The sequence below is a fragment of the Erythrobacter sp. JB1-7 genome (genome assembly GCF_057365015.1).
Map to the genome: position 1 here is coordinate 2,588,063 of NZ_CP200291.1, position 24,185 is coordinate 2,612,247.

At 59.4% G+C, this 24,185-nt stretch carries 20 protein-coding genes and 1 pseudogene; all 21 read left to right on the forward strand.

Annotated features, from left to right (window positions below; translation table 11 throughout):
• The first annotated feature begins 34 nt into the window (after nt 1-34).
• Nucleotides 35-547: a division/cell wall cluster transcriptional repressor MraZ gene (locus AC0V6W_RS12560; RefSeq protein ID WP_486150468.1), complete on the forward strand. Its 513-nt coding sequence runs from the start codon at nt 35-37 to the stop codon at nt 545-547.
• Nucleotides 544-1,491 (forward strand): 16S rRNA (cytosine(1402)-N(4))-methyltransferase RsmH, encoded by a 948-nt coding sequence (rsmH, locus tag AC0V6W_RS12565; RefSeq protein WP_486150470.1) that lies wholly within the window; start codon nt 544-546, stop codon nt 1,489-1,491. The genes AC0V6W_RS12560 and rsmH overlap by 4 nt, the downstream gene beginning before the upstream one ends.
• Entirely contained in the window at nt 1,488-2,057 is a 570-nt protein-coding gene (locus AC0V6W_RS12570) for a hypothetical protein (RefSeq protein WP_486150472.1), read from the forward strand. Before rsmH ends, AC0V6W_RS12570 begins: the two co-directional genes overlap by 4 nt.
• Nucleotides 2,054-3,775 carry a peptidoglycan D,D-transpeptidase FtsI family protein gene (locus tag AC0V6W_RS12575; RefSeq protein ID WP_486150474.1) on the forward strand — a complete coding sequence of 574 codons (1,722 nt, stop codon included), beginning with the start codon at nt 2,054-2,056 and terminating at the stop codon, nt 3,773-3,775. The genes AC0V6W_RS12570 and AC0V6W_RS12575 overlap by 4 nt, the downstream gene beginning before the upstream one ends.
• A complete protein-coding gene (locus AC0V6W_RS12580; protein WP_486150476.1) occupies nt 3,772-5,310 on the forward strand; it encodes a UDP-N-acetylmuramoyl-L-alanyl-D-glutamate--2,6-diaminopimelate ligase in 1,539 nt (512 codons plus the stop codon). The genes AC0V6W_RS12575 and AC0V6W_RS12580 overlap by 4 nt, the downstream gene beginning before the upstream one ends.
• Entirely contained in the window at nt 5,307-6,779 is a 1,473-nt protein-coding gene (locus AC0V6W_RS12585; RefSeq protein WP_486150478.1) for a UDP-N-acetylmuramoyl-tripeptide--D-alanyl-D-alanine ligase, read from the forward strand. Before AC0V6W_RS12580 ends, AC0V6W_RS12585 begins: the two co-directional genes overlap by 4 nt.
• 20 nt (nt 6,780-6,799) lie before the next feature.
• Complete coding sequence (mraY, locus tag AC0V6W_RS12590) at nt 6,800-7,870, forward strand: phospho-N-acetylmuramoyl-pentapeptide-transferase (RefSeq protein WP_486150480.1); 1,071 nt, start codon at nt 6,800-6,802, stop codon at nt 7,868-7,870.
• A gap of 11 nt (nt 7,871-7,881) precedes the next feature.
• Nucleotides 7,882-9,267, forward strand: a complete 1,386-nt coding sequence (gene murD / locus AC0V6W_RS12595) for a UDP-N-acetylmuramoyl-L-alanine--D-glutamate ligase (RefSeq protein WP_486150482.1) — start codon at nt 7,882-7,884, stop codon at nt 9,265-9,267.
• Nucleotides 9,264-10,475, forward strand: a complete 1,212-nt coding sequence (locus AC0V6W_RS12600) for an FtsW/RodA/SpoVE family cell cycle protein (protein WP_486150484.1) — start codon at nt 9,264-9,266, stop codon at nt 10,473-10,475. Before murD ends, AC0V6W_RS12600 begins: the two co-directional genes overlap by 4 nt.
• Nucleotides 10,472-11,797 carry an undecaprenyldiphospho-muramoylpentapeptide beta-N-acetylglucosaminyltransferase gene (gene murG / locus AC0V6W_RS12605; protein WP_486150486.1) on the forward strand — a complete coding sequence of 442 codons (1,326 nt, stop codon included), beginning with the start codon at nt 10,472-10,474 and terminating at the stop codon, nt 11,795-11,797. The genes AC0V6W_RS12600 and murG overlap by 4 nt, the downstream gene beginning before the upstream one ends.
• Nucleotides 11,798-11,856: 59 nt before the next feature.
• Complete coding sequence (gene murC / locus AC0V6W_RS12610) at nt 11,857-13,287, forward strand: UDP-N-acetylmuramate--L-alanine ligase (RefSeq protein ID WP_486150488.1); 1,431 nt, start codon at nt 11,857-11,859, stop codon at nt 13,285-13,287.
• 2 nt (nt 13,288-13,289) lie between these two features.
• Complete coding sequence (gene murB, locus AC0V6W_RS12615) at nt 13,290-14,261, forward strand: UDP-N-acetylmuramate dehydrogenase (RefSeq protein WP_486150490.1); 972 nt, start codon at nt 13,290-13,292, stop codon at nt 14,259-14,261.
• Nucleotides 14,258-14,740 (forward strand): DUF4262 domain-containing protein, encoded by a 483-nt coding sequence (locus tag AC0V6W_RS12620; protein ID WP_486150492.1) that lies wholly within the window; start codon nt 14,258-14,260, stop codon nt 14,738-14,740. The genes murB and AC0V6W_RS12620 overlap by 4 nt, the downstream gene beginning before the upstream one ends.
• Nucleotides 14,737-15,723, forward strand: a complete 987-nt coding sequence (locus AC0V6W_RS12625; protein WP_486150494.1) for a D-alanine--D-alanine ligase — start codon at nt 14,737-14,739, stop codon at nt 15,721-15,723. The genes AC0V6W_RS12620 and AC0V6W_RS12625 overlap by 4 nt, the downstream gene beginning before the upstream one ends.
• Before the next feature lie 238 nt (nt 15,724-15,961).
• Nucleotides 15,962-16,540 (forward strand): annotated as a pseudogene (locus AC0V6W_RS12630) (cell division protein FtsQ/DivIB); the annotation flags it as partial.
• A gap of 224 nt (nt 16,541-16,764) precedes the next feature.
• A complete protein-coding gene (gene ftsA, locus AC0V6W_RS12635) occupies nt 16,765-18,015 on the forward strand; it encodes a cell division protein FtsA (RefSeq protein ID WP_486150496.1) in 1,251 nt (416 codons plus the stop codon).
• A gap of 166 nt (nt 18,016-18,181) precedes the next feature.
• On the forward strand, nt 18,182-20,017 hold the full coding sequence (gene ftsZ / locus AC0V6W_RS12640; RefSeq protein ID WP_486150498.1) for a cell division protein FtsZ: 1,836 nt from the start codon (nt 18,182-18,184) through the stop codon (nt 20,015-20,017).
• A gap of 146 nt (nt 20,018-20,163) precedes the next feature.
• Nucleotides 20,164-21,765 carry an SPOR domain-containing protein gene (locus tag AC0V6W_RS12645; protein WP_486150500.1) on the forward strand — a complete coding sequence of 534 codons (1,602 nt, stop codon included), beginning with the start codon at nt 20,164-20,166 and terminating at the stop codon, nt 21,763-21,765.
• Nucleotides 21,766-21,937: 172 nt separating this feature from the next.
• Entirely contained in the window at nt 21,938-22,444 is a 507-nt protein-coding gene (locus tag AC0V6W_RS12650; RefSeq protein WP_486151627.1) for a type III secretion system chaperone family protein, read from the forward strand.
• 30 nt (nt 22,445-22,474) lie between these two features.
• Nucleotides 22,475-23,281: a pyrroline-5-carboxylate reductase family protein gene (locus tag AC0V6W_RS12655; protein ID WP_486150502.1), complete on the forward strand. Its 807-nt coding sequence runs from the start codon at nt 22,475-22,477 to the stop codon at nt 23,279-23,281.
• Between the two features lie 171 nt (nt 23,282-23,452).
• Entirely contained in the window at nt 23,453-24,181 is a 729-nt protein-coding gene (locus tag AC0V6W_RS12660) for a Bax inhibitor-1/YccA family protein (protein WP_486150504.1), read from the forward strand.
• The last annotated feature ends 4 nt before the right edge of the window (nt 24,182-24,185 follow it).

Here is a 24,185-nt window from a genome sequence, read left to right on the forward strand (position 1 = left end):
GGGGCCGCACAAGGGTATACGGGGAATTGTTCAGGTGTCGGGTTTGGGAGCATATAGCGGTAACGCTTTTTCGCCAGCAGGCGATAAGGGCCGTTTTGTGCTGCCGCCGGCGTTGCGCAAAGAGCTGAAAGAAAGCTCCGGCGGGGCCAAGACGCTGTGCATTGCTGCTCACGACAAGCTCGATTGCCTTATCGGGTTTGGTGTCTCACGCATTGAAAAACTTCAGCAAAAGCTCGACGATGAACAAGAGCGCGCCATTCGCATGAATAATGCCGAATTTGATTACGACACGCGCGCGCAGCAATTGTTCGGGTTTGAACAGCTCCCGTTTGATGACAGCGGCCGCTTTGTGATGCCTGATTACATTCGGGATCTGGGCAAGATCGAAGATGGGCTGTTTTTCCAGGGGGCGGGCGACTTCTTCCTCATCTGGAACCCCGAAGAGCTCGCCAAAATGGGGCCTGATTTCAAGGGAGCGCAAGCCGCCTGCCGCAAGCAATTGAGCGAGGCTGCGGCCAAAGCAAAAGCCAAGGGCGCAAAGAAATGAGTGCGCTCCACATCCCTGTCCTGCTTGATGAAGTGATCGCGGCCATTGCGCCTCGGCCAGGTATGGCCGTGGTGGATGCGACCTTTGGTGCAGGCGGATACAGCGCGGCGCTGCTCGATAAGGGCGCGCGCGTTTACGCATTTGACCGCGATCCCAATGCCATTCGCGATGGGGCGGGCATGGCGGCGAGCGCAGGCGGCCAATTGTCGCTGCACCCCCACCGTTTTTCCGACATGCAGGCGGAATTGGCGGATGCAGGGGTGCAGGCGGTCGATGCTGTCGTGATGGATATCGGCGTGTCTTCCATGCAGCTCGACCAGTCAGAGCGCGGCTTTTCGTTTCAATCAGACGGCCCGCTCGATATGCGGATGAGCCAGCAGGGCGAAAGTGCAGCGGATTTCCTCAACAGCGCCGATGAAGCCGCGATTGCCGATGTCCTTTATGATTACGGCGAAGAGCGCCAGTCGCGCCGCGTCGCCCGCGCGATTGTGGCAGCGCGCCCTTTAGAGACCACCGGCGATCTTGCCCGCGTGGTCCGCCGCGCTTTGGGGTATAAGCCGCATGACAAGAAAGACCCCGCCACGCGCAGCTTTCAGGCCGTTCGCATACATGTGAATGATGAGCTGGGCGAACTTCGCGCAGGGCTTCTTGCAGCGCAGGCATTGCTCAAAGAGGGCGGGGTTCTGGCCGTTGTCAGCTTTCACAGCCTTGAAGACAGGATCGTCAAACGGTTCCTGCGCGAGGCATCGGGCGCAGGCCGGGCGGTGTCGCGCCATTTGCCCGGCGAAGTGCCCGGACCGCCGCCAACTTTCGCAAAGCTATCCAAAGCGATCCGCGCGAGTGAGGCAGAATTGGAGCGCAATCCGCGCGCACGTTCCTCCATCCTTCGTACCGCCATTCGCACCGCCGCCCCCGCAAACCTCCCACAAGGAGCCGCCGCATGATCGTCACCGATGCAAGAAAACGCCAAATTGGCTGGGTTGCAGCTTTGGCTATGTGTGTGGGGCTGTTTGCTCTGCTCTCGATCAGCGCGATGGCTGAAAAGAGTGCGGTGTTGTTGGCCGAACGCAAGATTGTCGCGCTCGAGCGGCAAACCTTGATGCTGGAAACCGAATTGCAAGCGCGCGCCAGTCAGCGCCAGCTTGCCAATTGGAACCGGATTGAATTTGGCTATGAAGCGCCGCGCGCAGATCAATATTTCGATCACCAGCGCCAATTGGCAAGCCTGGGTCAACCCGCCGGACCCGAAGCGCCAAGCCCCGTGCGCGTAGCCCGCGCCGATCTGGGTGAGAGCGGCGATGTTCGGTCAAGCGAAACCGCTCAGATGGTATCGCCCATTTCGGGCGAGCCGATCACTTTTGCCTCGGCAAATGTGGCGAGCGCCGATCCGGGTGCAGCTTTTACTGAAGCCTTTGGCAATTTCCTGATCGAAGCTTCCCCCATCCGCGCCGCCAATGCGCAAACCCCGCTGATGGATGACGGCGCCTTGTCACGCGAGGTCGCCGAATGAGCGCTTTTGCAGCGCCCCGTCCAGCGATTGAGGCGGGCCGCATCCAATTGGTGCATCTGCGTTATCGTTCGTTGTTGACGGCGCGGTGGCGCGTTTTGTGGATCGCAATAGTCTTCACAATAGTGGCGGCGGCGGCTTTGCTGCGGATCGCTTATCTTGGCTTTGCTGGTCACACGCCGGTGCAATCGAGCCTTGCTGAACAATTGCTGCCTGCGCGCGGCGAGATCACGGACCGCAATGGCAAGCCGCTGGCCCGTGCCTTTCCCGCCTATGCCTTGTGGTTTGATCCAAAGGCGATGGGCGATGAAGGTTCACCTTTGGTTGGAGAGCCTGACGACATCGCCGCATCTTTGAAAGCGATTTTCCCGGCCATAAACGAACGCCGCACCGCGCGCCGCCTTGCATCTGGCAAAGCGGGATATCTGCGCCGCCGCGTTCTCCCGGAAGATGCGAACAAAGTGTATTCCCTGGGCGAGATCGCGCTGCAAATCCCGCGCGAAACCGATCGCCATTATCCGCAAGGGACGCTGGCATCGCATGTGCTGGGCTATGTCGCATCGGATGATACCGGGCGGCTGGGGATGGAGCAGGTGCTGAACGAGCAATTGTCCGATCCCGAACTGCGCGATCAGCCCACCGCGCTGTCGATTGATGTGCGCGCGCAAGGGGCGCTTGAAGATGAATTGCGGCGCGGCATGCTGGCGACCAATGCGCTGGGCGCGGCAGGCATTATCCTTGATGTTGATACAGGCGAGGTCATGGCGCTTGCCTCTCTTCCTGATTTCGATCCCAACCGGATCGATGCGGAAGGTCAGGCCAACATGATGAACCGCGTCACCAACCAGGTTTACGAGCTGGGTTCGACATTCAAACCCGTCAGCATTGCGGCTGCTATTGATGCAGGGGTGGTGCGCAATATGGGCAAGGCCTGGGATGCCTCAACAGTGGAAATGTCGGGCCGCAAGATCCGCGATTTGAAGCCCAAAGGCGCGGCGCTGAATGTGCCCCAAGCGCTCGTTTATTCGTCCAACACCGTGACCGCGCGCGTTGCAAACACGCTTGGTCCTGAAAAGCTGCGTCAATCAATGATTGATCTGGGCATGGATCAGCGTCCTCACATTGAATTGCCCGCCAAAGGCCAGCCTATCTGGCCGCGCGGCAAATGGAGCAAGCTTACTAATATGACGGTCAGCTATGGCCACGGCCTTGCTGTGACACCGTTGCACCTTGCTAATGCTTATGCAGCCATGGTGAATGGCGGCATCTGGCGGCCTGCGACTTTGCACAAGCTTGCGCCCGAAGATGTGCCGCGCGGGCGGAGAGTGTTCAAATCTTCTACCTCATCGCGCATGCGGCAATTGCTGCGCATGATTTCGATGTACGGCACAGGCCGCAATGCCGATGCGCCCGGATACCGGGTCGGGGGCAAAACGGGCTCTGCGGAAAAGGCGAGCAAAGGCGGCTACCGGAAAACCTCGCTCGTTTCCTCATTCGCTGCGGCCTTCCCAATGGATCAGCCGCGCTATGTGATCGTGATTGTGCTGGATGAACCGCGCGGCACGGCGGCGAGTTCTTACCAGCGCACCGCCGCATTTAACGCTGCGCCTATCGTTGGGCGCTTGGTGCCTCGGATCGCGCCCATTCTGGGCGTGCGGCCCGACAATCGGCGCGATGTTGATATTTCTGACCTTCGCTATCTGGTGGAGGGGCGCAAATGAAGCTGGCGGCGCTGATGGATCAGGCTGGGCTGGATATGGGACTTGAACGCGCGCGCGCAGGTGATGCGCGCGTGACAGGTTTTGCCATTGATCACCGCAAGGTTGCCCCCGGCACCGTATTCGGCGCGTTTCGCGGCGCGACTTTCAATGCCGAAGATGTCATCAGCGACGCGGTTGAAGCGGGCGCTATCGCTGTGGTTGCCCGGCCCGAGGCGCAAGTGGCAAACGCCCTGCATGTGCCAAGCGAAGAGCCGCGGCAGACCTTTGCGCATTTGGCGCGCGGCTTTTTCAGCCCTGTGCCTGAAACGGTTGTCGCAGTGACGGGCACCAATGGCAAGACTTCCACTGCCGAAATGACCCGGCAAATCTGGCGGATGTGCGGCGAGCGTGCGGCCAGCATTGGCACTTTGGGTGTGACCACGCCGGATGAAAGCGTTTCAACCGGTCTTACCACGCCTGATATCGTAACATTCCTTAGCAATATGAGCGGTTTGGCGCGCGAAGGGGTGACTCATGTTGCCTATGAAGCATCCAGCCATGGCCTGTCCCAATACCGCAATGAAGGCGTGCGGGTAAGCGCATGTGCGTTCACCAATTTCAGCCGCGATCACCTCGATTATCACGGCACGATGGAGGATTACTTTGCCGCCAAGATGCGGCTGTTTGATGAAGTGATCGAACCGGATGGGCGGATCGTGATCTGGCGCGACAAATCCAGCGATGAATGGACCGAACAGGCGATTGAGCATGGACTGAAAAGTGTTGCCAAAGTGCTTATCGTCGGCGAGGCGGAGGGCCCATCTGGGCACAAGCGTGATACTTTCCTCCGCCTCGTCCACCGGTCCGCAACTCAGCTGGGCCAGACATTGACGCTTGAATATGCAGGCGAAGAGCGCGTTGTTAAATTGCCGCTGATCGGCGCTTATCAATCGGCCAATGCTTTGTGCGCTGCCGGGCTGGCTTTGGCGACGGGATCTGATGCGGGGCAGGTTTTTGATGCGCTGTCGCGGCTTCAGCCTGTCAGAGGGCGGCTGGAACGCGCTGTGATAACGCGCAGCGGCGCGCCGGTTTATGTCGATTACGCGCACACGCCTGATGCTTTGGAAGCCGCGATTGCAGCTTTGCGTCCGCATGTTGACGCGGACAAAGGCGGCCGTCTGATTGTGGTCTTTGGCGCAGGTGGGGATCGGGATACAGGCAAGCGCGCGCCCATGGGCGAAGTTGCAGCGCGCCTTGCTGATATGGCTATTGTTACGGATGACAATCCGCGCGGCGAAGACCCATCTTCGATCCGCGCGCAAATTCTGGAAGGTGCAAACAGCGCCTGTGCCAACACCCGCGACATTGGCGACAGGCGCGCAGCCATTGGCGCTGCCATCGCGGAAGCGGGCGCGCATGATATCGTGCTGGTTGCGGGCAAAGGCCACGAACAAGGCCAGATAATAGGGTCAGGAAACACTATGCGAGTGCTTGCCTTTGATGATGTTCAGGTGGCGCGTGAATGCGCGGCAAATGGCGGGGAGCAGCTCCAATGAATGCAATTAACCCCTCCATCCACAAATGGCTGCGCGAATGGCCGGTTGATGCCCGTGACGCGTTGCCGATGGCTTTGTGGGATGCAGCAGCGATTGAAGCAGCGACAGGCGGCACCGCCAGCCACGCTTTTCAGGCCGCGGGCGTTGAAATGGACAGCCGCGATGTCAAGCCGGGCGATGTGTTTGTCGCGCTGAAAGGCGATGCGATGGACGGGCACCGGTTCCTGCCGCAAGCTTTCGCCAAAGGCGCCGTCGCAGCGATCACGGATCGCCCCGTTGATTTCCCGCATGTGCTGGTGGGCGATACCACCAAGGCGCTTCATGCGCTGGCCCATGCCGCACGCGATCGCAGCGAAGCGGTGCGTATCGCAGTGACCGGATCGGTCGGCAAAACAGGCGTTAAAGAAGCGATCTTCACAAGTCTTGATAGAGCGAGCCGAGGCGCAGCCCATCGCTCTGTGCGCAGTTACAACAATCATGTTGGCGTGCCGCTCAGCCTTGCGCGAATGCCCGCGCGCGCGAAATTTGGCGTGTTCGAGATGGGCATGAACCACGCAGGCGAAATCGCGCCTTTGGCCGATCATGTGCGCCCGCATGTGGCGCTGATTACGACTATTGCGCCGGCTCATATTGAAAACCTTGGCAGCATCGAAGCGATTGCCGATGAAAAGGCGCAGATTTTCACGGGCCTGATCGAAGGCGGCACCGCGATCATCCCGGCAGACAGTGATATGACGCAGCGTCTTATCGGCCATGCGCGCGGGGCGGGCGTGAACATCGTAACCTTTGGCCGCAGCGAAGGGGCCGATGTGCGCTTGCTGGACGCGATCCCGCAGGACCATGGCGGCGCGCTGATCACCGCCGACCTGGGCGAGACGCGTCTGTGCTACACCATCGCGGAGCCGGGCGAACACTGGATCGGCAATTCGCTAGGCGTGATGGCCGCGATCCGGGCAGCGGGCGGCGATCTGTCGGGCGCGGGGCTGGCCATGGCAGAAATGGGCGGATTGAAAGGGCGCGGCGCGCGCTTTCAGATCGCGGCAAGCGGCGGCAAGGCTTTGCTTGTCGATGAAAGCTACAATGCCAATCCCACCAGCATGCGCGCAACGCTGGCAAGCCTTGGCCAGACGCCGGCTGCTCGCCGCATCGCGGTGCTTGGCACAATGGGCGAGCTGGGCGACTTTGCCGACAGTTTCCACCGCAAGCTGGCAGAGCCACTCGCCGATGCAAAAATCGACCATGTCATTCTGGTGGGCGAGGGAATGCGGGCGCTCGCGGCGCAATTGGGGAAACGAGAGGGCGGCCAACTTGGCTTTGCGCCCTCCTTCACGCATTGCAATGATGCCGATGAAGCCATTGCTGAATTGACCGAATTTGGCCTGACCAATGGCGATGCTGTTCTGGTTAAGGGATCAAACTTTATGGGCCTTGGCCGATTGGTGTCACATTTTACTAGCGCGCTTTCATGAGCGGGCGCCGAGGGATCTGAATGCTTTACCTACTTGCCGAATGGCTGGGCTATGAAGGGCTCTTCAATCTGATCAGATACCAGACGTTCCGCACTGGCGCGACGTTGATGACAGCGCTTTTGATCGGTCTGGTCATTGGCCCCAAATTCATCAACATGCTGCGCGTGCGTCAGGGCAAGGGCCAGCCGATCCGCGAAGATGGCCCGCAATCGCATCTGGCCAAGGTTGGCACGCCGACCATGGGCGGGCTGATGATCCTGGTTGCGCTGTCATTGTCGCTTCTTTTGTGGATGGATTTGCGCAGCCCGTTTGTATGGGCCTGCCTTGCCGTGACGCTGGGTTTCGGCCTGATTGGCTTTCTTGATGACTACGACAAAGTCACCAAGAATAGCCATGCAGGGCTATCAGGCAAAGTGCGCCTGCTGCTGGAATTCGCAGTGGCCGGGGTGGCGAGTTACATCATCGTCAGCCAGATCAACACCAATTTGTATATCCCGTTTTTCTCCGACGTAGAGATACCCTTGGGGCCGTTTTACTACGTCTTTGCCGCCTTTGTTATGGTGGGCGCTGGCAATGCGGTGAACCTGACAGACGGGCTGGATGGCCTGGCGATTATGCCGGTTATCATTGCTGCGGGCACCTTTGCGATCATCGCTTATCTGGTGGGCCGGGCGGATTTCTCTGAATATCTGGGCATTCCGCATGTGCCGGGCGCTGGCGAACTGGCGATTTTCTGCGCGGCGATTATGGGCGGGGGGCTTGCCTTCCTTTGGTTCAACGCGCCGCCTGCTGCGGTCTTTATGGGCGATACAGGCTCGCTTGCACTGGGCGGGGCATTGGGCGCAATCGCGGTGGCTGCGCATCACGAAGTCGTATTGGCTATCGTTGGCGGCTTGTTTGTGTTCGAAGCATTGAGCGTCATCATTCAGGTCTTCTGGTTCAAACGGACGGGCAAGCGCGTGTTTCGCATGGCCCCCATTCACCACCATTTCGAACAATTGGGCTGGAGCGAGAGCAAGGTCGTGATCCGGTTCTGGATCGTTGCAATCATCCTTGCGCTGATCGGCCTTGCCACGCTGAAGCTGAGATAGGGGAAACAGGCTTGATCACTTCTGCCGCCTTTGCCGATAAACGCTATGCCGTCCTTGGCCTGGCGCGATCGGGCGCGGCTGCGGTGGAAGCTTTGCTGGAAAGCGGGGCGCAAGTGACCGCGTGGGACCGGCAGGATATTGCGCGGGACAGATTTATCGGCCGGTGCGAATTGGCCGATCCCTTGCAAACCGACCTGACCGGATATGCCGGCGTCATCGTCTCTCCCGGCGTGCCACTGAACACCCATCCCATCACGGCCCATGCTGCAAAATTCGGCGTGCCCGTGATTGGCGATATTGAGCTGTTTGCGCTCGCCCGGGCTGAATTGCTGCCGCACAAAGTGGTGGGAATTACAGGCACCAATGGCAAATCGACCACGGTTGCGCTGCTTCATCATATCTTGAATATGGCGGGCATTCCCACAGTGATGGGCGGCAATATCGGCGATCCCATTCTTGGCCAGCAGCCGCTTGCTCCCAATGAAAACGGCGTGGGCGTTTATGTGCTCGAATTGTCGAGCTATCAGATTGATCTGACTTTCAATCTGGACTGCGATGTCGCAGCGCTCACCAATGTGACGCCCGATCATTTGGACCGGTATGACGATTACGCGGCCTATGCTGCGGCAAAGGCGCGGCTGTTTTCAATGCAATCGGCGCGCAATCTCGCGGTGTTTGGTTCGCTCGATGGTCCTGCGGGCGCTGTCCACCGCGCGCAATTGGACAGCAGGCCAGATGGCTGCGTGATCGCGGCAGATGGCGCGGCGCTTCAATCGCTTCAGCGCGGTTGGCCAAGTTTGCAGGGTCCGCACAATCTTGAAAACGCCGCCGTCGCCATCGCCATTGCCGAAGAGCTGGGCGTCAAACCCGCACAGTGGCAGCACGCTTTGCCCCGGTTTCAATCCCTGCCGCACCGGATGGAATTGGTGGCGCAGGATGCGGGCGTCATGTTCATCAACGATTCCAAAGCGACCAACACCGCTTCCACCGCGCCTGCCTTGGCCGCGTTTCCGCCTGATCCGGCGATCAATGACGGCGCGCCGCGCATTCACTGGATCCTTGGCGGGCTGGCGAAAGAGGAGGGGCTGGGCGATTGCGCGCAGCATCTGGGTATGATCGCCGCCGCTTACACCGTGGGCGAGGCTGGCCCGATGTTTGCCGACCTTATCGCGCCCCATACCCGCGTTGAACGCTGCGAGCTTATCAGCGAAGCGGTAAGCCGTGCGCGCGATGCGGCCCGGCCCGGTGATGTCGTGCTGTTTTCACCCGCCTGCGCCAGCTTTGACCAGTTTCGCGATTACGAAAAGCGCGGCGAACATTTCCGCCAATTGGTGGGCGTGATTGCCGATTGCGAGGTTGATTGTTCGGCTGCCTATTTCAAGGATGAAGCGGCATGACCGTTTTGAAAACACATACGGGTACGCACAGCGATGCACCGGCCATTGCCCCGACCGGATTTCTGAAGATCTGGAACAATCGCGGGCGCATCTGGTGGCGTGAACTGGACAAAACGCTTTTGGCACTTGTTATCGGCTTGATGCTGCTGGGTACGGTCGCGGTGGCAGCGGCCTCTCCTGCGGCTGCGGATCAATATGAAACGGCTGATTTTGCTTTTTTCAAACGCCATATCCTTTTCCAATTGCTCGGTTTGGCAGGGATGCTGGCTGTGTCCTTTATGAGCCGCGATGAAGCCCGGCGCATCGGGATCATTATGGGCGTTGGCATGCTGCTATTGCTGTTTCTGGTCCCCATTTTCGGGGAAGAACGCAATGGTTCGCGCCGCTGGCTCGAAGTGGGCATGTCTTTGCAGCCGAGCGAGTTTCTAAAGCCCGGTTTCGTCGTCATCCTCGCGTGGATTATGAGCCTGCGGCTGCGCGATCCTGATTTGCCTGTTCTCACTTTTGTCAGTGCAATCATGGTCTTAGTTGCCGGATTGCTGATGTTGCAGCCCAATTTGGGCGCGACGATCCTGTTTGGCGGCATTTGGTTTGTGATGATCCTGCTGTCGGGCGTATCCATCGCGCGCATCGGCGTTTTGGTCGCCAGCGGCATTGGCCTCATCACCGCAACCTATTTCTTCTACGACAATGCGCGCCACCGGATCGATGCGTTTCTGGGCGGCGGCACCGCGTTTGATCAGGTTGACCTTGCGCAGCGCACTCTGCTTGCGGGCGGATGGACGGGCAGCGGGCTGTGGCTCGGCATTCGCAAAATGAGCCTGCCCGAAGCGCACACCGATTACATCTTCTCGGTTATCGGAGAGGAATTTGGCCTGATCGTGTGCGGCTTGGTCGTGCTTTTATACCTCGCCATTTTGACTCGCGCGCTGATCCGGTTGGTGGATGAGGACAATCTGTTTGCTATGCTGGCCGGTGTTGGCCTTGCCACACAGGTTGGCGGGCAGGCTTTCATCAATATCCTCGTCAATCTTCAGCTGTTTCCATCCAAAGGCATGACCCTGCCGCTCATCAGCTATGGCGGTTCCTCCACGCTCGCCATATGCTTTACCTTTGGGTTGCTGCTCGCGATTACGCGCCGCAATCCCTATCTTGAGCGCGAGACGAAAGGGCTCAAACATTTCTTTGAGCGCAAGGAGGGCGCATGACGGGCCAGAACACAGCGGACCAGCACATCCCGACAGGATCAAGCCGGCATTTCGTGCTGGCCGCAGGCGGGACGGGCGGTCATCTGATCCCGGCCTTTGCGCTAGCAAGCGAGCTGGAAGCGCGAGGGCATCACGTTGCGCTTATCACCGATGAACGCGGCGCCAATATTCCGGGAAAACCCGAAAGCCTGACCGCGCATGTTCTTCCCGCTGGCCGGTTTGGCAAAAACCCGCTGAAATGGATTGGCGGAGTGCGCGCTGTGCTCGAAGGGCGGCGCATGGCGCTGCGCTTGTTTGAAAGCTTTGAACCGTCCGCTGTCGTTGGCTTTGGCGGCTATCCCGCTTTGCCTGCTCTGCTCGCTGCAACATCGGCCAAAGTGCCCAGCGTTGTGCATGAACAAAACGCTGTGCTGGGCAGGGTCAACCGCTTGCTGGCCCGCCGAGTGGATGCCATCGCGACATCCTATCCGGAAGTAGACCGGCTCAAACAAAAATATCAGGTCAAAACCCATCTGGTTGGCAATCCAGTGCGCGAAGGCGTGCTTGCTTTGCGCGATGAGGATTTTCCCGCGCTGGGCGAAGAGGGCCTGCTGCGCATCCTGGTGACAGGCGGCAGTCAGGGCGCGCGTATCTTATCCGAAGTGATCCCCGATGGCATGGCGATGCTGCCCCCGCCGCTGCGCAACCGGCTGCAGATCACTCAGCAATGCCGCAGCGAAGATCTGGACGCGGTGCGCGAACGATACGGCGAGCATGGCATTCCGGCAGAGCTGGGCACCTATTTTGAAGATATGGATGAAAGGCTGGCTGATACCCATCTGTTTATCGGGCGGGCAGGCGCATCCACCATCGCTGAACTGACAGCGGTGGGCAGGCCAGCCATCCTGATCCCGCTGCCGATTGCAACCGACGATCATCAGGCGGCGAATACGCGCGAAATGGTCGAAGCGGGCGGCGCGCGCATGATCCGCCAGCCTGCCGAAACCGTCACCGATCCGCGTCCGATGGGCGAAGACGGCAATGATCTGATGCGCCGTCAGGAAGCGATCTTTGCCAAGCTTTCAAAAGACATCTGCTTGCAAATTCAGGCCATGGCGCAAAATCCGGGCAGTCTTGCCAATGCAGCCCATGCTGCGTGGAATTGCGGCCGGCCCGATGCGGCAAAGGACTTGGCTGATCTGGTTGAAAGCATGAGCGGCATTGATCTGATGGATGTGATCCGCGTGGGCGATGCCGTGCCAAGAGCGGCGCAGGGCGCTGCGGTCACTCAGCCTTCGACCCGGAAAGCGGCGAAAGATATTGCCGCCAAGGATGCCAGCTAAATGAAAGTCCTTCGACAGGCTCAGGATGCACGGAAACCTTTCAAGGGAGCGCTGCTCCCATGAAAGGCGTTGGCACCGAAATTGGCGTTATTCATTTCGTTGGCATTGGCGGCATTGGCATGTCCGGCATTGCCGAAGTGATGCGCAATCTGGGCTATAGCGTCCAAGGGTCCGACATTGCCGAAGGGCCAAGCGTGGAACGCCTGCGCCAACGCGGCATCACGGTGCATATCGGCCACGCGAAAGAGAACGTGGAAGGCGCCGCCGTTGTGGTCACGTCCACCGCTGTGCGCCGCACCAATCCCGAAGTGGCCGCTGCACTTGAAAACCGCATTCCCGTCGTGCGCCGGGCTGAAATGCTGGCCGAGCTTATGCGGCTTAAATCCACTGTCGCGGTCGCTGGTACGCACGGCAAAACCACCACGACCAGCATGATTGCAGCGCTGCTGGACAAGGGGGATATTGACCCCACCGTCATCAATGGCGGTATCATCGAACAATATGGCTCCAATGCGCGGCTGGGCGATTCTGAATGGATGGTGGTTGAAGCCGATGAAAGCGATGGCAGCTTTTTGCGGCTAGATGGCACGATTGCGGTCGTCACCAATATCGATCCTGAACATCTCGATCATTACGGCGATTTTGACGGGGTAAAGCGGGCCTTTCTTGAATTTATTCAGAACGTGCCGTTTTACGGCGCGGCGATCCTGTGTGTTGACCATCCCGAAGTGCAAGCCGTGATCGGGCAAGTGCGCGACCGGAAAGTGGTGACTTACGGGTTCTCGCTTCAGGCCGATATTTGCGGGGTCAATATCCAATCATCGGGCGGCGGGAACACGTTTGATGTGATCGTGCGCCAGCGCGGTGAAGAAGACCGCCGTATCGAAGGCGTGCAATTGCCGATGCCGGGCCGCCACAATGTCCAGAATGCTTTGGCGGCGATTGCGGTTGCGATTGAGATGGGCTGCAGCGATGATGTAATCCGCACAGGCTTTGCCAGCTTTGGCGGGGTACGGCGGCGCTTTACCAAAGTGGGCGAGATTGCACGCGATGGCGGCGTGGTAACCGTCATTGACGATTACGCGCATCACCCGGTCGAAATTCAGGCTGTTTTGTCCGCCGCGCGCGAAGCGGTGTCTGATAATTCGGGCCGCGTCTTCGCGGTTGCGCAGCCGCATCGTTACACCCGGCTGGGCGATTTGATGGAGGAGTTTCAATCCTGCTTCAACGATGCCGACAGCGTCTATGTCACGCCCGTTTACGAAGCAGGCGAAGACCCGATCGAAGGCGTAAACAGCGCCGCGCTTGTCGCAGGGTTGAAATCGCGCGGACACCGATCTGCCGCCACGATTGACAGCCAAAGCGACCTTGCCGCGGCGCTGGCAAGCGAAATCGCAGCCGGAGATATCATCGTATGCCTCGGCGCGGGGGATATCACACGGTGGGCGGCTGGCCTTGGCGCTGCGATTGACTCACTAAAGGCTGCATGAGGATGACAGCAAACCAACCCGGCGATGGCTATCAAGGCGATACGGGCATGGCCCCCAATTGCCACGTCGAAGGCGAGGCGAGCACGCATGTGCCCACAGATGGCATTCGCGGCACGCTTACGCGCAATGCGCCTTTGGCAAAGCATGTCTGGTTCAAAAGCGGCGGGAATGCGGATTGGCTGTTTGAACCGGCTGATCTGGATGATCTGAAAGCGTTCGTGCAGCGGCTTGATGGGCAAATTCCGGTGATGGCTTTGGGTGTCGGATCAAACATGATTATCCGCGATGGCGGTGTGCCGGGGATCGTCATCAAACTGGGCAAAGCGTTCAGCGAGGTTGAGATCACAGGCGAGACCAGCGTTCAGGCAGGCGCGGGTACGCCGGTGAGCATTCTGGCGCGGCGCGCGGCGAAAGCCGGCATTGACGGCATGGCGTTCTTTACCGGAATTCCCGGCTCTGTCGGCGGGGTCACGCGGATGAATGGCGGCTGCTATGGCCGCGAAACCTGCGATGTTCTGACGGATTGCGATGTGTTTTTGCCTGATGGCGAATTTGTGACATTGTCCAACGCTGATCTGCAATACAGCTATCGCCATTCCGCTTTGCCCGATGGCGCAGTGGTTGTCGCGGCCCGGTTCGAAGGGTTCCCCGGCGATCCTGCGGCGATCAAGGCAGAGATGGACCGCATTTCAGCTCAGCGCAAAGATGCGCAGCCCATTGGCAGCATGACCGGAGGATCGACATTCAAAAACCCTGACGGGCATTCATCATGGAAGCTGATTGATGATGCGGGTCTGCGCGGGTTTAAGCATGGCGGTGCGCAGGTTTCCGAAAAGCACTGCAATTTCCTGATCAACACAGGTGATGCGACCAGCACCGACATTGAAAGTCTGGGCGAATTGGTGCGCGAAAAGGTTTACGCGCATTCGGGCATTCAGCTCGAATGGGAAATCAAACGGGTGGGCCGGGTATGAGCGACTTGAGCGAGTTCGAAGAGCGCATCCTTGCCAACATCGAAGAGCATGGCTGTCAGGTTAATTACGTTTTTGATCCTGATGGCGAAACACCTGGTAAAAGCTATTCGGTTGGTTTCCCGAGATCCATCCGTCAGCCCGAAGTGATCTGCTTTGGGCTCGATAACAAATTGATGCATTCGATGATCAACGAAACTTACCGTCAGTGTCGGGATGGTCTCGTCATCCAACATCGGGAGCGAATTTCTAGCCTACTTGATGGCTTTGATTGTGAGTTTCGCAGAGTCCGTCCGGAAAACATCATTGAAGATCATTTCGCTTCGGCGATGTGGTATTCGAGACATTGCGGGCGTGGACACATGTCCGAAGCATTTCAAATCGTTTGGCCGGGTGCGATCAACGGCTTGTTCCCATGGAACAATGGCGCTGCTCAAGATGTCATTGACGCACAACCCGCACTCTATGAGGTGGCAGCATGACCGCCACTATCCATGTCGCCGTCCTGATGGGCGGCTGGGCGAATGAACGTGAGGTCTCGTTAATGAGCGGAAACGGCGTTGCCGATGCGCTTGAGGCCAAAGGGCACCGCGTCACGCGCATTGATATGGGCCGCGATGTCGCCGCGCGTCTGGCCGAGGCCAAGCCTGATGTGGTGTTCAACGCGCTGCATGGTGTGCCGGGCGAAGATGGCAGCGTGCAGGGTATGCTCGATCTGATGGGCATTGCTTACACGCATTCAGGCCTCGCCACATCGGTGATCGCGATTGACAAACAGCTGACAAAACAAGCGCTGGTTCCCCACGGCATTCCCATGCCGGGCGGGCGGATTGTGCCGTCTGAGGAATTGTTCGAACGCGACCCGCTGCCGCGCCCCTATGTGCTTAAACCTGTCAATGAAGGATCGTCAGTCGGCGTCGCGATTGTGACCGAGGATTCCAATGTCGGCAATCCGATCGCGCGCGATGCTGCGGGGCCTTGGCAGGAATTTTCGCATCTGCTTGCCGAACCGTTTATCAAAGGGCGCGAGCTGACCACGGCTGTGATCGATGGGATTGATGGCCCGCGCGCTTTGGGCGTGACCGAGCTGATTATCGAAACCGGTTTCTACGATTACGAACACAAATACACAGAAGGCCGCACGCAGCATGTGTGCCCGGCGCAAATCCCGCCCGCAATCGCCGCGCTGTGCGAAGATTATGCGATCCGGGCGCATCAGGTGCTCGGGTGCCATGGCACCAGCCGGACCGATTACCGCTGGGATGAAGAACTGGGCGAGGACGGCCTGTTTGTGCTCGAGACGAACACGCAGCCGGGCATGACCCCGCTCAGCCTGGTGCCCGAACAGGCGCGTCATGCCGGGATCGATTACGCCGATCTGGTCGATATGATCGTGCGCGAAGCAATCAGAGTGCATTCATCCGCCAGCAGCCAAACCCACGCGCAGGAGACAGCCCATGGCTAAAATCAAACGCTCCAACACCAAAGGCGTGCGGCGAGCGGCGCAGTCGCACAGCCGCAATGCCAATGCGCGCCGGGCCAAGGCGAAAACCGCAGGCGTGCTCGACACGGCGATGTCGGTGCTGCCCTTTACCGAAGAACAATGGGGCCGCATCTGGATGGTGTGCATTATCGCGGCTGCCTTGGCGGTTGCCGCGTTTATCGCCAATCTCGCTGGCGTGCCCGCCATGGCCCGCGCGCAGATGTCGCATGTTGCCGCCGATGCGGGGTATAAGGTTCGCCATGTCCGCGTGACAGGGACCGAGCGCATGGACGAACGCGAGGTTTATGCGCGCGCTTTGGGCCAGCAAAGCCGGTCCATGCCCGATGTTGAAATTGACAAGCTGCGCACCGAACTCCTTGAATTGCCATGGGTAAAGGATGCGCGCGTGTCGATGCAGCTGCCCGATACTCTGGTGATTGATATTGTCGAGCGCACTCCGCATGCGGTGCTGGTGCGGCCTGACAGGATGATGCTGATTGATTCGACCGGGCGGGAGCTTGAACCGATTGCGAGCAAGGATGCGGACGCAATGCTCAAAATCTCCGGTCCCGGTTCGGCTGCGCAAGTGGGCGAGCTTGATCAATTGCTGGCCGCAGCCCCTGCGTTGGAGCCGCATCTGGCGGCGGCGGAATGGATTGGCAATCGGCGCTGGAACCTGACGTTGAACAGCGATCAGGTGGTGGCTTTGCCCGAAGGACAAATGGCCGCATCCAGCGCGCTGGTGAAATTTGCGCGCATGGACGGGCAGAACCGCTTGATTGGCGGCAAGGTTGCAACCTTTGACATGCGCAATCCGCCGCGCGTCTATATGCGTGTGCCAGGGCGCGGCGATACCGTTCTTGCGCAGGGGGAAGCTGAGTTATGGCAATCACCAAAGCCCGCAAATCGGCAAAACCTGCGCCCGCCGCGAAAACCCCTAAACCCGCTCCAAAACAAGCGCATAAGGCGCGTCTTTCAAAAGTTTTCGGCGCGATCAATATCGGTTCGTTCCGTATCTCTGTCATGGTTATGGGCGAGAGCGAGAATGGCGATCTGTTGGTGCTGGGATCAGGCCACCGCGCCGCTCAGGGGATCAAGCGCGGCTATGTCACCGATATGCGCAGCGCCACTTATGCCATTCGCGATGCGGTGGAGCGGGCAGAGAAAAACGCCGGCGTCAGCGTCAACAGCGTGTGGATCGGATGCGCCGGGGCAGGGCTGAAAAGCCAGGTTTCCAAAGTGGAGATTGAAATCGGCGGACGGCGCATCGAAGAAGACGATGTCGACCATCTGCTGTTTGCCGCGCGCGATACGATTGAACCCGATGGCCGCACAGTGCTGCATGCACAGCCTGCGCATTACACGTTGGACGGGGCACACGGCGTTGCCAATCCGCGCGGGCTTCATGCGGAACGGCTGGGCGTGGATGTGCATGTTATGCTGGCCGATGGTCCGCCTGTGCGCAATCTGATGGAAGCGGTGCAAAGCGCGCATCTCGATGTCGAAGGCGTGGTCGCGTCTCCGCTGGCGGCGGGCTATGCCTGCCTTAACGAAGAAGAGCGCGATCTGGGTGTCGCTCTGGTTGAGATCGGTTGCGATGTGACCAATGTTTCGGTCTTTGCAGGCGGCATGCTGCTGGGGCTGCGTTCTATTCCGATGGGTTCGGGCAGCATCACGGATGCGGTGGCAAGCGCATTTGGCATTCGCCGCTTTCAGGCCGAGCGGCTGAAATGCGTATCAGGCTCTGCCATGGCCAGCCCTAGCGATCACCGCGAAATGATCCCATTGTTCGGCCCGAATGATGAAGGCAATGAAACCCCCGCTCCCGGCGCTGAGATTGCGGCCAAAAGGGGCGCTGACAACACTGCCCGGATTGCGCGGGCGGAATTGGTGTCGGTTGTCACGCAGAACTTATCGCAGCTCACCAATGAAGTGGGCAAGGCGCTGCGATCCATGGGCTTTTCCGGCCCGCGTGCAGGGCAGGTCGTTTTGACTGGCGGCGGCGCTGAACTGGATGGCTTGGCCGAATTTGCGCAAAGCGCGCTGGGCATGCCGGTGCGCATTGGCCGCGCGCCAGCTTTACGCGGCCTGCCCGAAGCGCATGCCAATCCCGGCTTTGCGACATTGGCGGGTCTGTGTCTGTATGCAGCCGATGACCCGGTTGATATCCGGTCGCTGCGCGGCCAGGCAAGCAGTGTTTACAAATTGGACCCAGCCAAGAAAAGCGCGTTCCAGTTTGGCCGGTTGGCGCGTGCACTGCGTGAATATTTCTAAAGGTTCACGCGGTGTTTATAAGACTATATGTGCCCAATGGGGGATAAGCCCCACTGTGGATAAGGATTTTACCGCTATAACGGGTAAGTCAGGAATGTGTCAGAGATAAACAGAATGCAAAAAGCGCACTTTCAAACCTGAGCGCTTGCATTCGGAGGACAAGGCGATGAGCATCACAATTGGACCCGCAGCAACCGACGATCTGCGTCCGCGTATCACCGTAATCGGGATTGGCGGCGCCGGCGGCAACGCAATCGGCAATATGATCGCGTCCGAGATTGAAGGGGTCGATTTTATCGTCGCCAACACCGATGCGCAGGCGTTAAGCTCAAGCTCGGCGGATAAACGCATTCAGCTTGGCCCAGAAATCACTGGCGGTCTGGGCGCTGGCGCGCGGCCTGAAGTGGGCAAAGCAGCTGCCGAAGAAACCGTGCAGCAAATCGAAGAGGCGCTCGACGGCGTCAATATGGTCTTTATCGCCGCTGGCATGGGCGGCGGCACGGGCACAGGCGCTGCGCCTGTCATCGCAGAGGTGGCGCGCAAAATGGGCGTGCTGACCGTGGGCGTTGTGACCAAACCGTTTCTGTTCGAAGGCACGCGCCGGATGCGCGCAGCAGAGGCAGGCATTGCCGAATTGCAGGATCACGTCGACACGCTGATCGTCATCCCCAACCAGAACCTGTTCCTGATCGCCAAGCCTGAGACGACGTTTAAAGAAGCGTTTGAGCTTGCCGATGAAGTGTTGCAACAGGGCGTTCGCTCTATCACCGATCTGATGGTGATGCCGGGGCTGATCAATCTCGACTTTGCCGATGTCCGCTCTGTCATGAGCGAGATGGGCAAAGCGATGATGGGTACAGGCGAAGGGTCTGGCGAAAGCCGCGCACTCGAAGCGGCTGAAATGGCGATTGCCAATCCGCTGCTCGACGGGGTCAGCATGCAAGGCGCCAAAGGCGTTATTATCTCGATCATCGGCGGCGAAGATATGAAGCTGCTCGAAGTGGACGAGGCCGCCAATCATATTCGCGAACTGGTCGATGAAGACGCGAACATCATCTGGGGCAGCGCGTTCAATCCTGACCTTGATGGCAAGATCCGTGTTTCGGTTGTGGCAACGGGTATCGAACCCGGCGCTGCGGGAGAGACTGTGCGTTCATCCTCCAGCGCGTTGCCAGGTGCTCGTGCGCCCAAGCGGCCCGTATTTGAATTGCCGGATGACAGCGCTGTGGCAGATGACGCCGCTGGGCAAGCGGCCGATGAACCTGTGGCATCCCTTATGGCAGTGCCCGAAGAACCCGAAGCAGTCGAAGCTGAGCTTGAAGAAGCTGAGGCCGAAGAAGTTGGAGCCGAAGAAGTTGGCCTCAGCGGTGATGTTTTGGCTGGCGGGAACGAGCCGTTTGATCTTACCGGAATGCAGGCCGGTGATGATATGGGCGACAGCGAAGATGACGTTGACGAAATCGTCGATCCGCTCGCCGGATTGCGCGGTGCAAGCGATGATGCATATGGAGTGGACAATGGCGATGAAGGCGGCATGTCTCCGCGCGAAAATGGCAGCCTGTCCGAAGCCGGCTCCGCCGATGCGGACGATACGCTTGAATTGAGCGATGAAGGCTATGCCGAATATTGCGAAGCCGATGGCGATGATGTGCTCGCCGATGCAGACAGGCTGGCAGCCGAAGATAACCCTGTTGAGGCGCGTTTGGGCGGCGGTCGCCGCCGCGGTCTGCTGGGCGGCGGCGATGATGCTTCTGCCGATGCGGATGCGTCTGGCGGCAGTTCCGGCGCGGCTTCGGGCGGCGGTTCAAGTGGCGCTTCAGGTGGCGGCGGCTCAGGCGGTGCGGCTTCGAGTGGTAGTGGCAGTTCGGGCAGCACTTTGTTTGAACGCATGGCCAATCTGTCGCGCAGTTCCAGCGATGATGATGATGACGACGAGGATGGCGACGGTGATGCACCAGCGCTCAGCATTCCGCGTTTTCTGGGACGTCAAAACAACCAGTAACCTTTAGTCGTTTGCCGGGTGCACGTCTCCATGTGCGCGTGCAAACTACCGCTGATTGCTCAGCCTAACCTGAGCAAAGCGCGCTTCGCCTCGTCTGATGCGGCAAGAGGATGCGTGCGGGCGGCGAATTGGCTAGCGTAGCGTTCGTGAAAATCGCCCGCATACTTAGATCGCCCATATTTGCCCGCGTATCGGCCCCAGCGCTGATCGCAGCTGCTGTGTTTGCCGCAATGGCGGGCAACCCTGCGCAGGCTCAGGAAATGGTCTCGCGCCCGGTCGTGCAATCGCTGGGATCTGAGGAAGTGCAGGATTTGGGTGCGGCTTTGCGGCAATTGGCGCGCCGTCCGCGCGATCTGTCGGCATTGCTGGCAGCAGGGCACGCCTCGCTTGCGGTGGACGATCTGGATGCCGCGATCGGCTTTTTCGGCCGCGCGCAGGATTTGGCTCCCAGTGATCCGCGCGTGAAACTGGGCATGGCATCGGTGCTTTTGCAATCGGGCCGCCCGGTTCCGGCGCTGCAATTGTATAACGATGTCGCGGCCTCGGGCACGCGTCTTACAGGCACTGCACGAACAAGCTTTGCGCGCGATCGCGGGCTGGCCTTTGATCTGGTCGGCAACACCCAAGCTGCGCAGGCGCAATACGCCGCCGTGCTCGCGGCCAATCCCGAAGATGCTGAAACCGTGCGCCGGTTGGCTATCTCTCAGGCGATTGCGGGTAATGACACCGGCTTTCAAGACACTCTGCGCCCATTGCTCGAAGAAAGCGATCCGGCTGCCTTTCGCGCGCGGGCTTTTGGTTTGGCGATTATGGGTGAGCAGGCACGTGCCGCGTCAATCGTCAATGAAGTGATGCCGCGCGATCTGGCGAGCCGGCTGACCCCCTATCTGGCATTCATGCCGCGCCTTACTGCCGCGCAGCAATCCGCCGCTGCCAATCTGGGCATTTTCCCGCGCGCGGCTGATATTGGCCGCGAAGATCCGGCCATTGTTCAATATCGCGCGCTCGAAGGGGGCGAGCAGCCTCGCGCTCTGGCCGCTGCCGCCAATCCGACCAGAGCCAATTTGACAGGCGTCGATGCTCGGCTAGCGCCTGCGGGAACACCGCTAGGATCGCCTGCATCGGCTGGCACAGACACCGCAGCCCGTTTGGCAAGCGCGCCGCGAATGACAGGGCAAGCGTCTGGCGCACCCAGCGAAGTCGCAGCCCAAACGCAGTCTGATAACGCAGAAGTGCCCATTTCCGCGCCCACAGGTCCGACGGTTGTGTACGGCACTGCGGCCCCTCGGCCAAACCGGCCCGCGCCAACGCCGCAACCCGCTTCGCTTGCAAAACCCAGTGTCGCGGATGCCTTTGCCGATATTGGCGAGGGGGAAAGCACGCCCACTGGCAGGCGCGCCGATGCGGTTGATATCAATGCGATAGAGGTGCCGCGCGAAACCAGCGCGCCTGCTGAGCCCGCCCCGCCTGCCGCGCCGCGCCGATATTGGGTGCAGGTCGCAACCGGGCGCGATGTGGCTGCGCTGCGGTTTGACTGGCGGCGGATCAAACGCACAGCGCCCGATGTTTTGGGTGACCTCAATGCCCATGTAACCCCGTGGGGCGAGGCCAATCGGCTGCTCGCAGGTCCGTTGGGCAGTGCGACTGATGCGCGCGCCATGGTCAATGATCTGAAAGCCAAGGGGCTCGATACCTTTGCCTATACCAGCCCCGAAGGCGCAGAGATCAAGCCGCTCACGGGTTCTTGAAATGGGGCTGCGAAGCAATCTTTGCACAGCCTTTTAACAAGTCAGATCAATTCTCCCCAGCCGCTCTCGCCTCGCGCATTGCCAATCGCTTGAGGCCGGGTCCATGCCGCAAATGTATGATAAGTCGCACACCGCAAGGCCGTATGGCCCCAACCGCTTCGAAAGCGCCCAAATGACCCCGCGCCAGCAAATGGTTGCCGCGCAGGATGATGGCGCGCCGCTGGACATGCTGCTGGCGCTGTTCGAGGCGCGCGGGTGGAATTGCGAAACCGTTTCCGAAGAGGAAATGCTGGGCGAAGTGCAAGGCAGTTGGGCAAAATATCAACTGCGCGCGATCTGGCGCAGCAGCGACAATGTGCTCCAGTTTCTGTGCCTGCCCGATATCCGCATTGGTGAGGAAAAGCGCCAGCACGCCTATGAGCTGCTCAGCCTTGTGAATGAGCAGATATGGCTCGGCCATTTCGATATCTGGTCCAGCGGCGATGTTCTGCTTTACCGCCATGGCGCGCTGCTGGGCGATGATGGGATGCTGAGCCTCGATCAGGCGCAGGCGATGGTGGAAAGCGCGATTGACGAATGCGACCGGTTCTATCCCGCGTTTCAATTCGTATTGTGGGGCGACAAATCCCCGCGCGATGCTTTGGAAGCGGCGATGGTCGATGCGGTTGGTGAAGCATGAGTAGGGGTGAGGCATGACTGGGGGCAACGCATGACTGGCGGGCCGCTGCTTATTATTGGGTATGGCAATATGAGCGGCGCAATGCTGGCCGGGTGGCTGGCGGCAGGCGCTGATCCGTCGCAATTTGCGATCTTGAACCGTTCGGTAAAGCCTGCGCCTAGCGGAGTGCGCGTTTACAAAGACCTTGCTGAGGCTGAAAGCGGGCTGCGCCCTTCGGCGGTGATGCTGGGGTTTAAACCGCATCAATTGAATGGTTTGGCGAGTGATTTTCAGACCCTGTGCGCGCAAGTGCCTGTCTACTCGCTGCTTGCCGGCATCACGTTGGAGCAATTGCAGGCTGCGTTTCCCGCCGCATCGGCGCATGTGCGGGTGATGCCCAATCTGGCGAGCCGGGTGAACAAATCGCCGGTCATTCTGGCGCAAAGCGGATTGGACGAGCCGGGCCGCACAGCCGCGTTCGATCTGTTCGATCGCTTAGGCATGGCGGTGTGGCTGAAGGATGAGGCGCAATACAATCTGGCTACCGCGCTGGCAGGTTCAGGGCCAGGCTTTGTCTACCGTTTTATTGATGCATTGGCAGGCGCGGCTGAGGAATTGGGCCTGCCGCAAGAAGAGGCGCAGACCTTGGCGCTCGCAATGGTGGACGGCGCCGCATCGCTGGCGGCGAATGCTGAGGATGCACCGGGCGCTTTGGCCGATAAAGTCGCCAGCCCTGGCGGGATGACGCGCGAGGGGCTCAATGTGCTCGATGCGGATTCGGCGCTGAAACAGCTTTTGCGCGAAACCTTGCGCAAAACACGTGATCGGGGCGCCGAATTGTCAAGTGAACTGGGGTGATTAGCGCCCAATTGTGCAATTTGTTCATTTTTTAGTAAGTGTATATGAACAATTCGCGCAAATCAGTCCGGTTTTGCTTGAAATCCTCTGACAAAACACCGATATTGTGCAGGCAAGGCGTGTGCGTTCGCGCCGTTTTCATGACTCCGATCTTGGAGAAAGGGATCCATAATGTCTGACTGGAATGACACTCAGCCTCGCCAAGGCATCGGCTCTGTGCCGCGCGCTGGCGGTGCTGTGACCTATGATGAGGGCCTGCGCAAATACATGCTCTCGATCTACAATTACATGTGCACCGCGATCATCGTCACCGGCTTCGTCGCGCTTGGCATGGCAGAAAGCGGGATGGCTGCGGCGATTGCAAGCACTCCGCTGCAATGGGTTGTGATGCTCGCTCCGCTTGGTTTTGTGCTGGCGATGAGCTTTGGCCTCAACAAATTGAGCCAAGGCACGCTGCAAGTCCTGTTCTGGGCTTTTGCAGTGGTCATGGGCATGTCGATGTCGACCATCTTCCTCGTCTTCACGGGCGAATCCATTGCGGTCACGTTCTTCGCCACCGCAGGCGCGTTCGCGGGGCTTAGCCTGTTCGGCTACACCACGAAGAAAGACCTGTCGGGTTTCGGCACGTTCCTGATTATGGGTGTTGTTGGCCTGATTATCGCGTCGATTGCGAATATGTTCATCGGCTCCAGTACGCTGGCTTTTGTGATCAGCGGGCTTGGCGTTTTGATCTTCGCAGGCCTGACCGCTTACGACACGCAAAAGCTGAAGACGCAGTATCAGTATCTGCGCGGGACCGAATTTATGGGCAAAGCCATCATCATGGGCGCGCTGAACCTGTATCTCGATTTCGTGAACATGTTCATGTTCCTGCTGAACTTCCTCGGCAGCCGCGAATAATCGG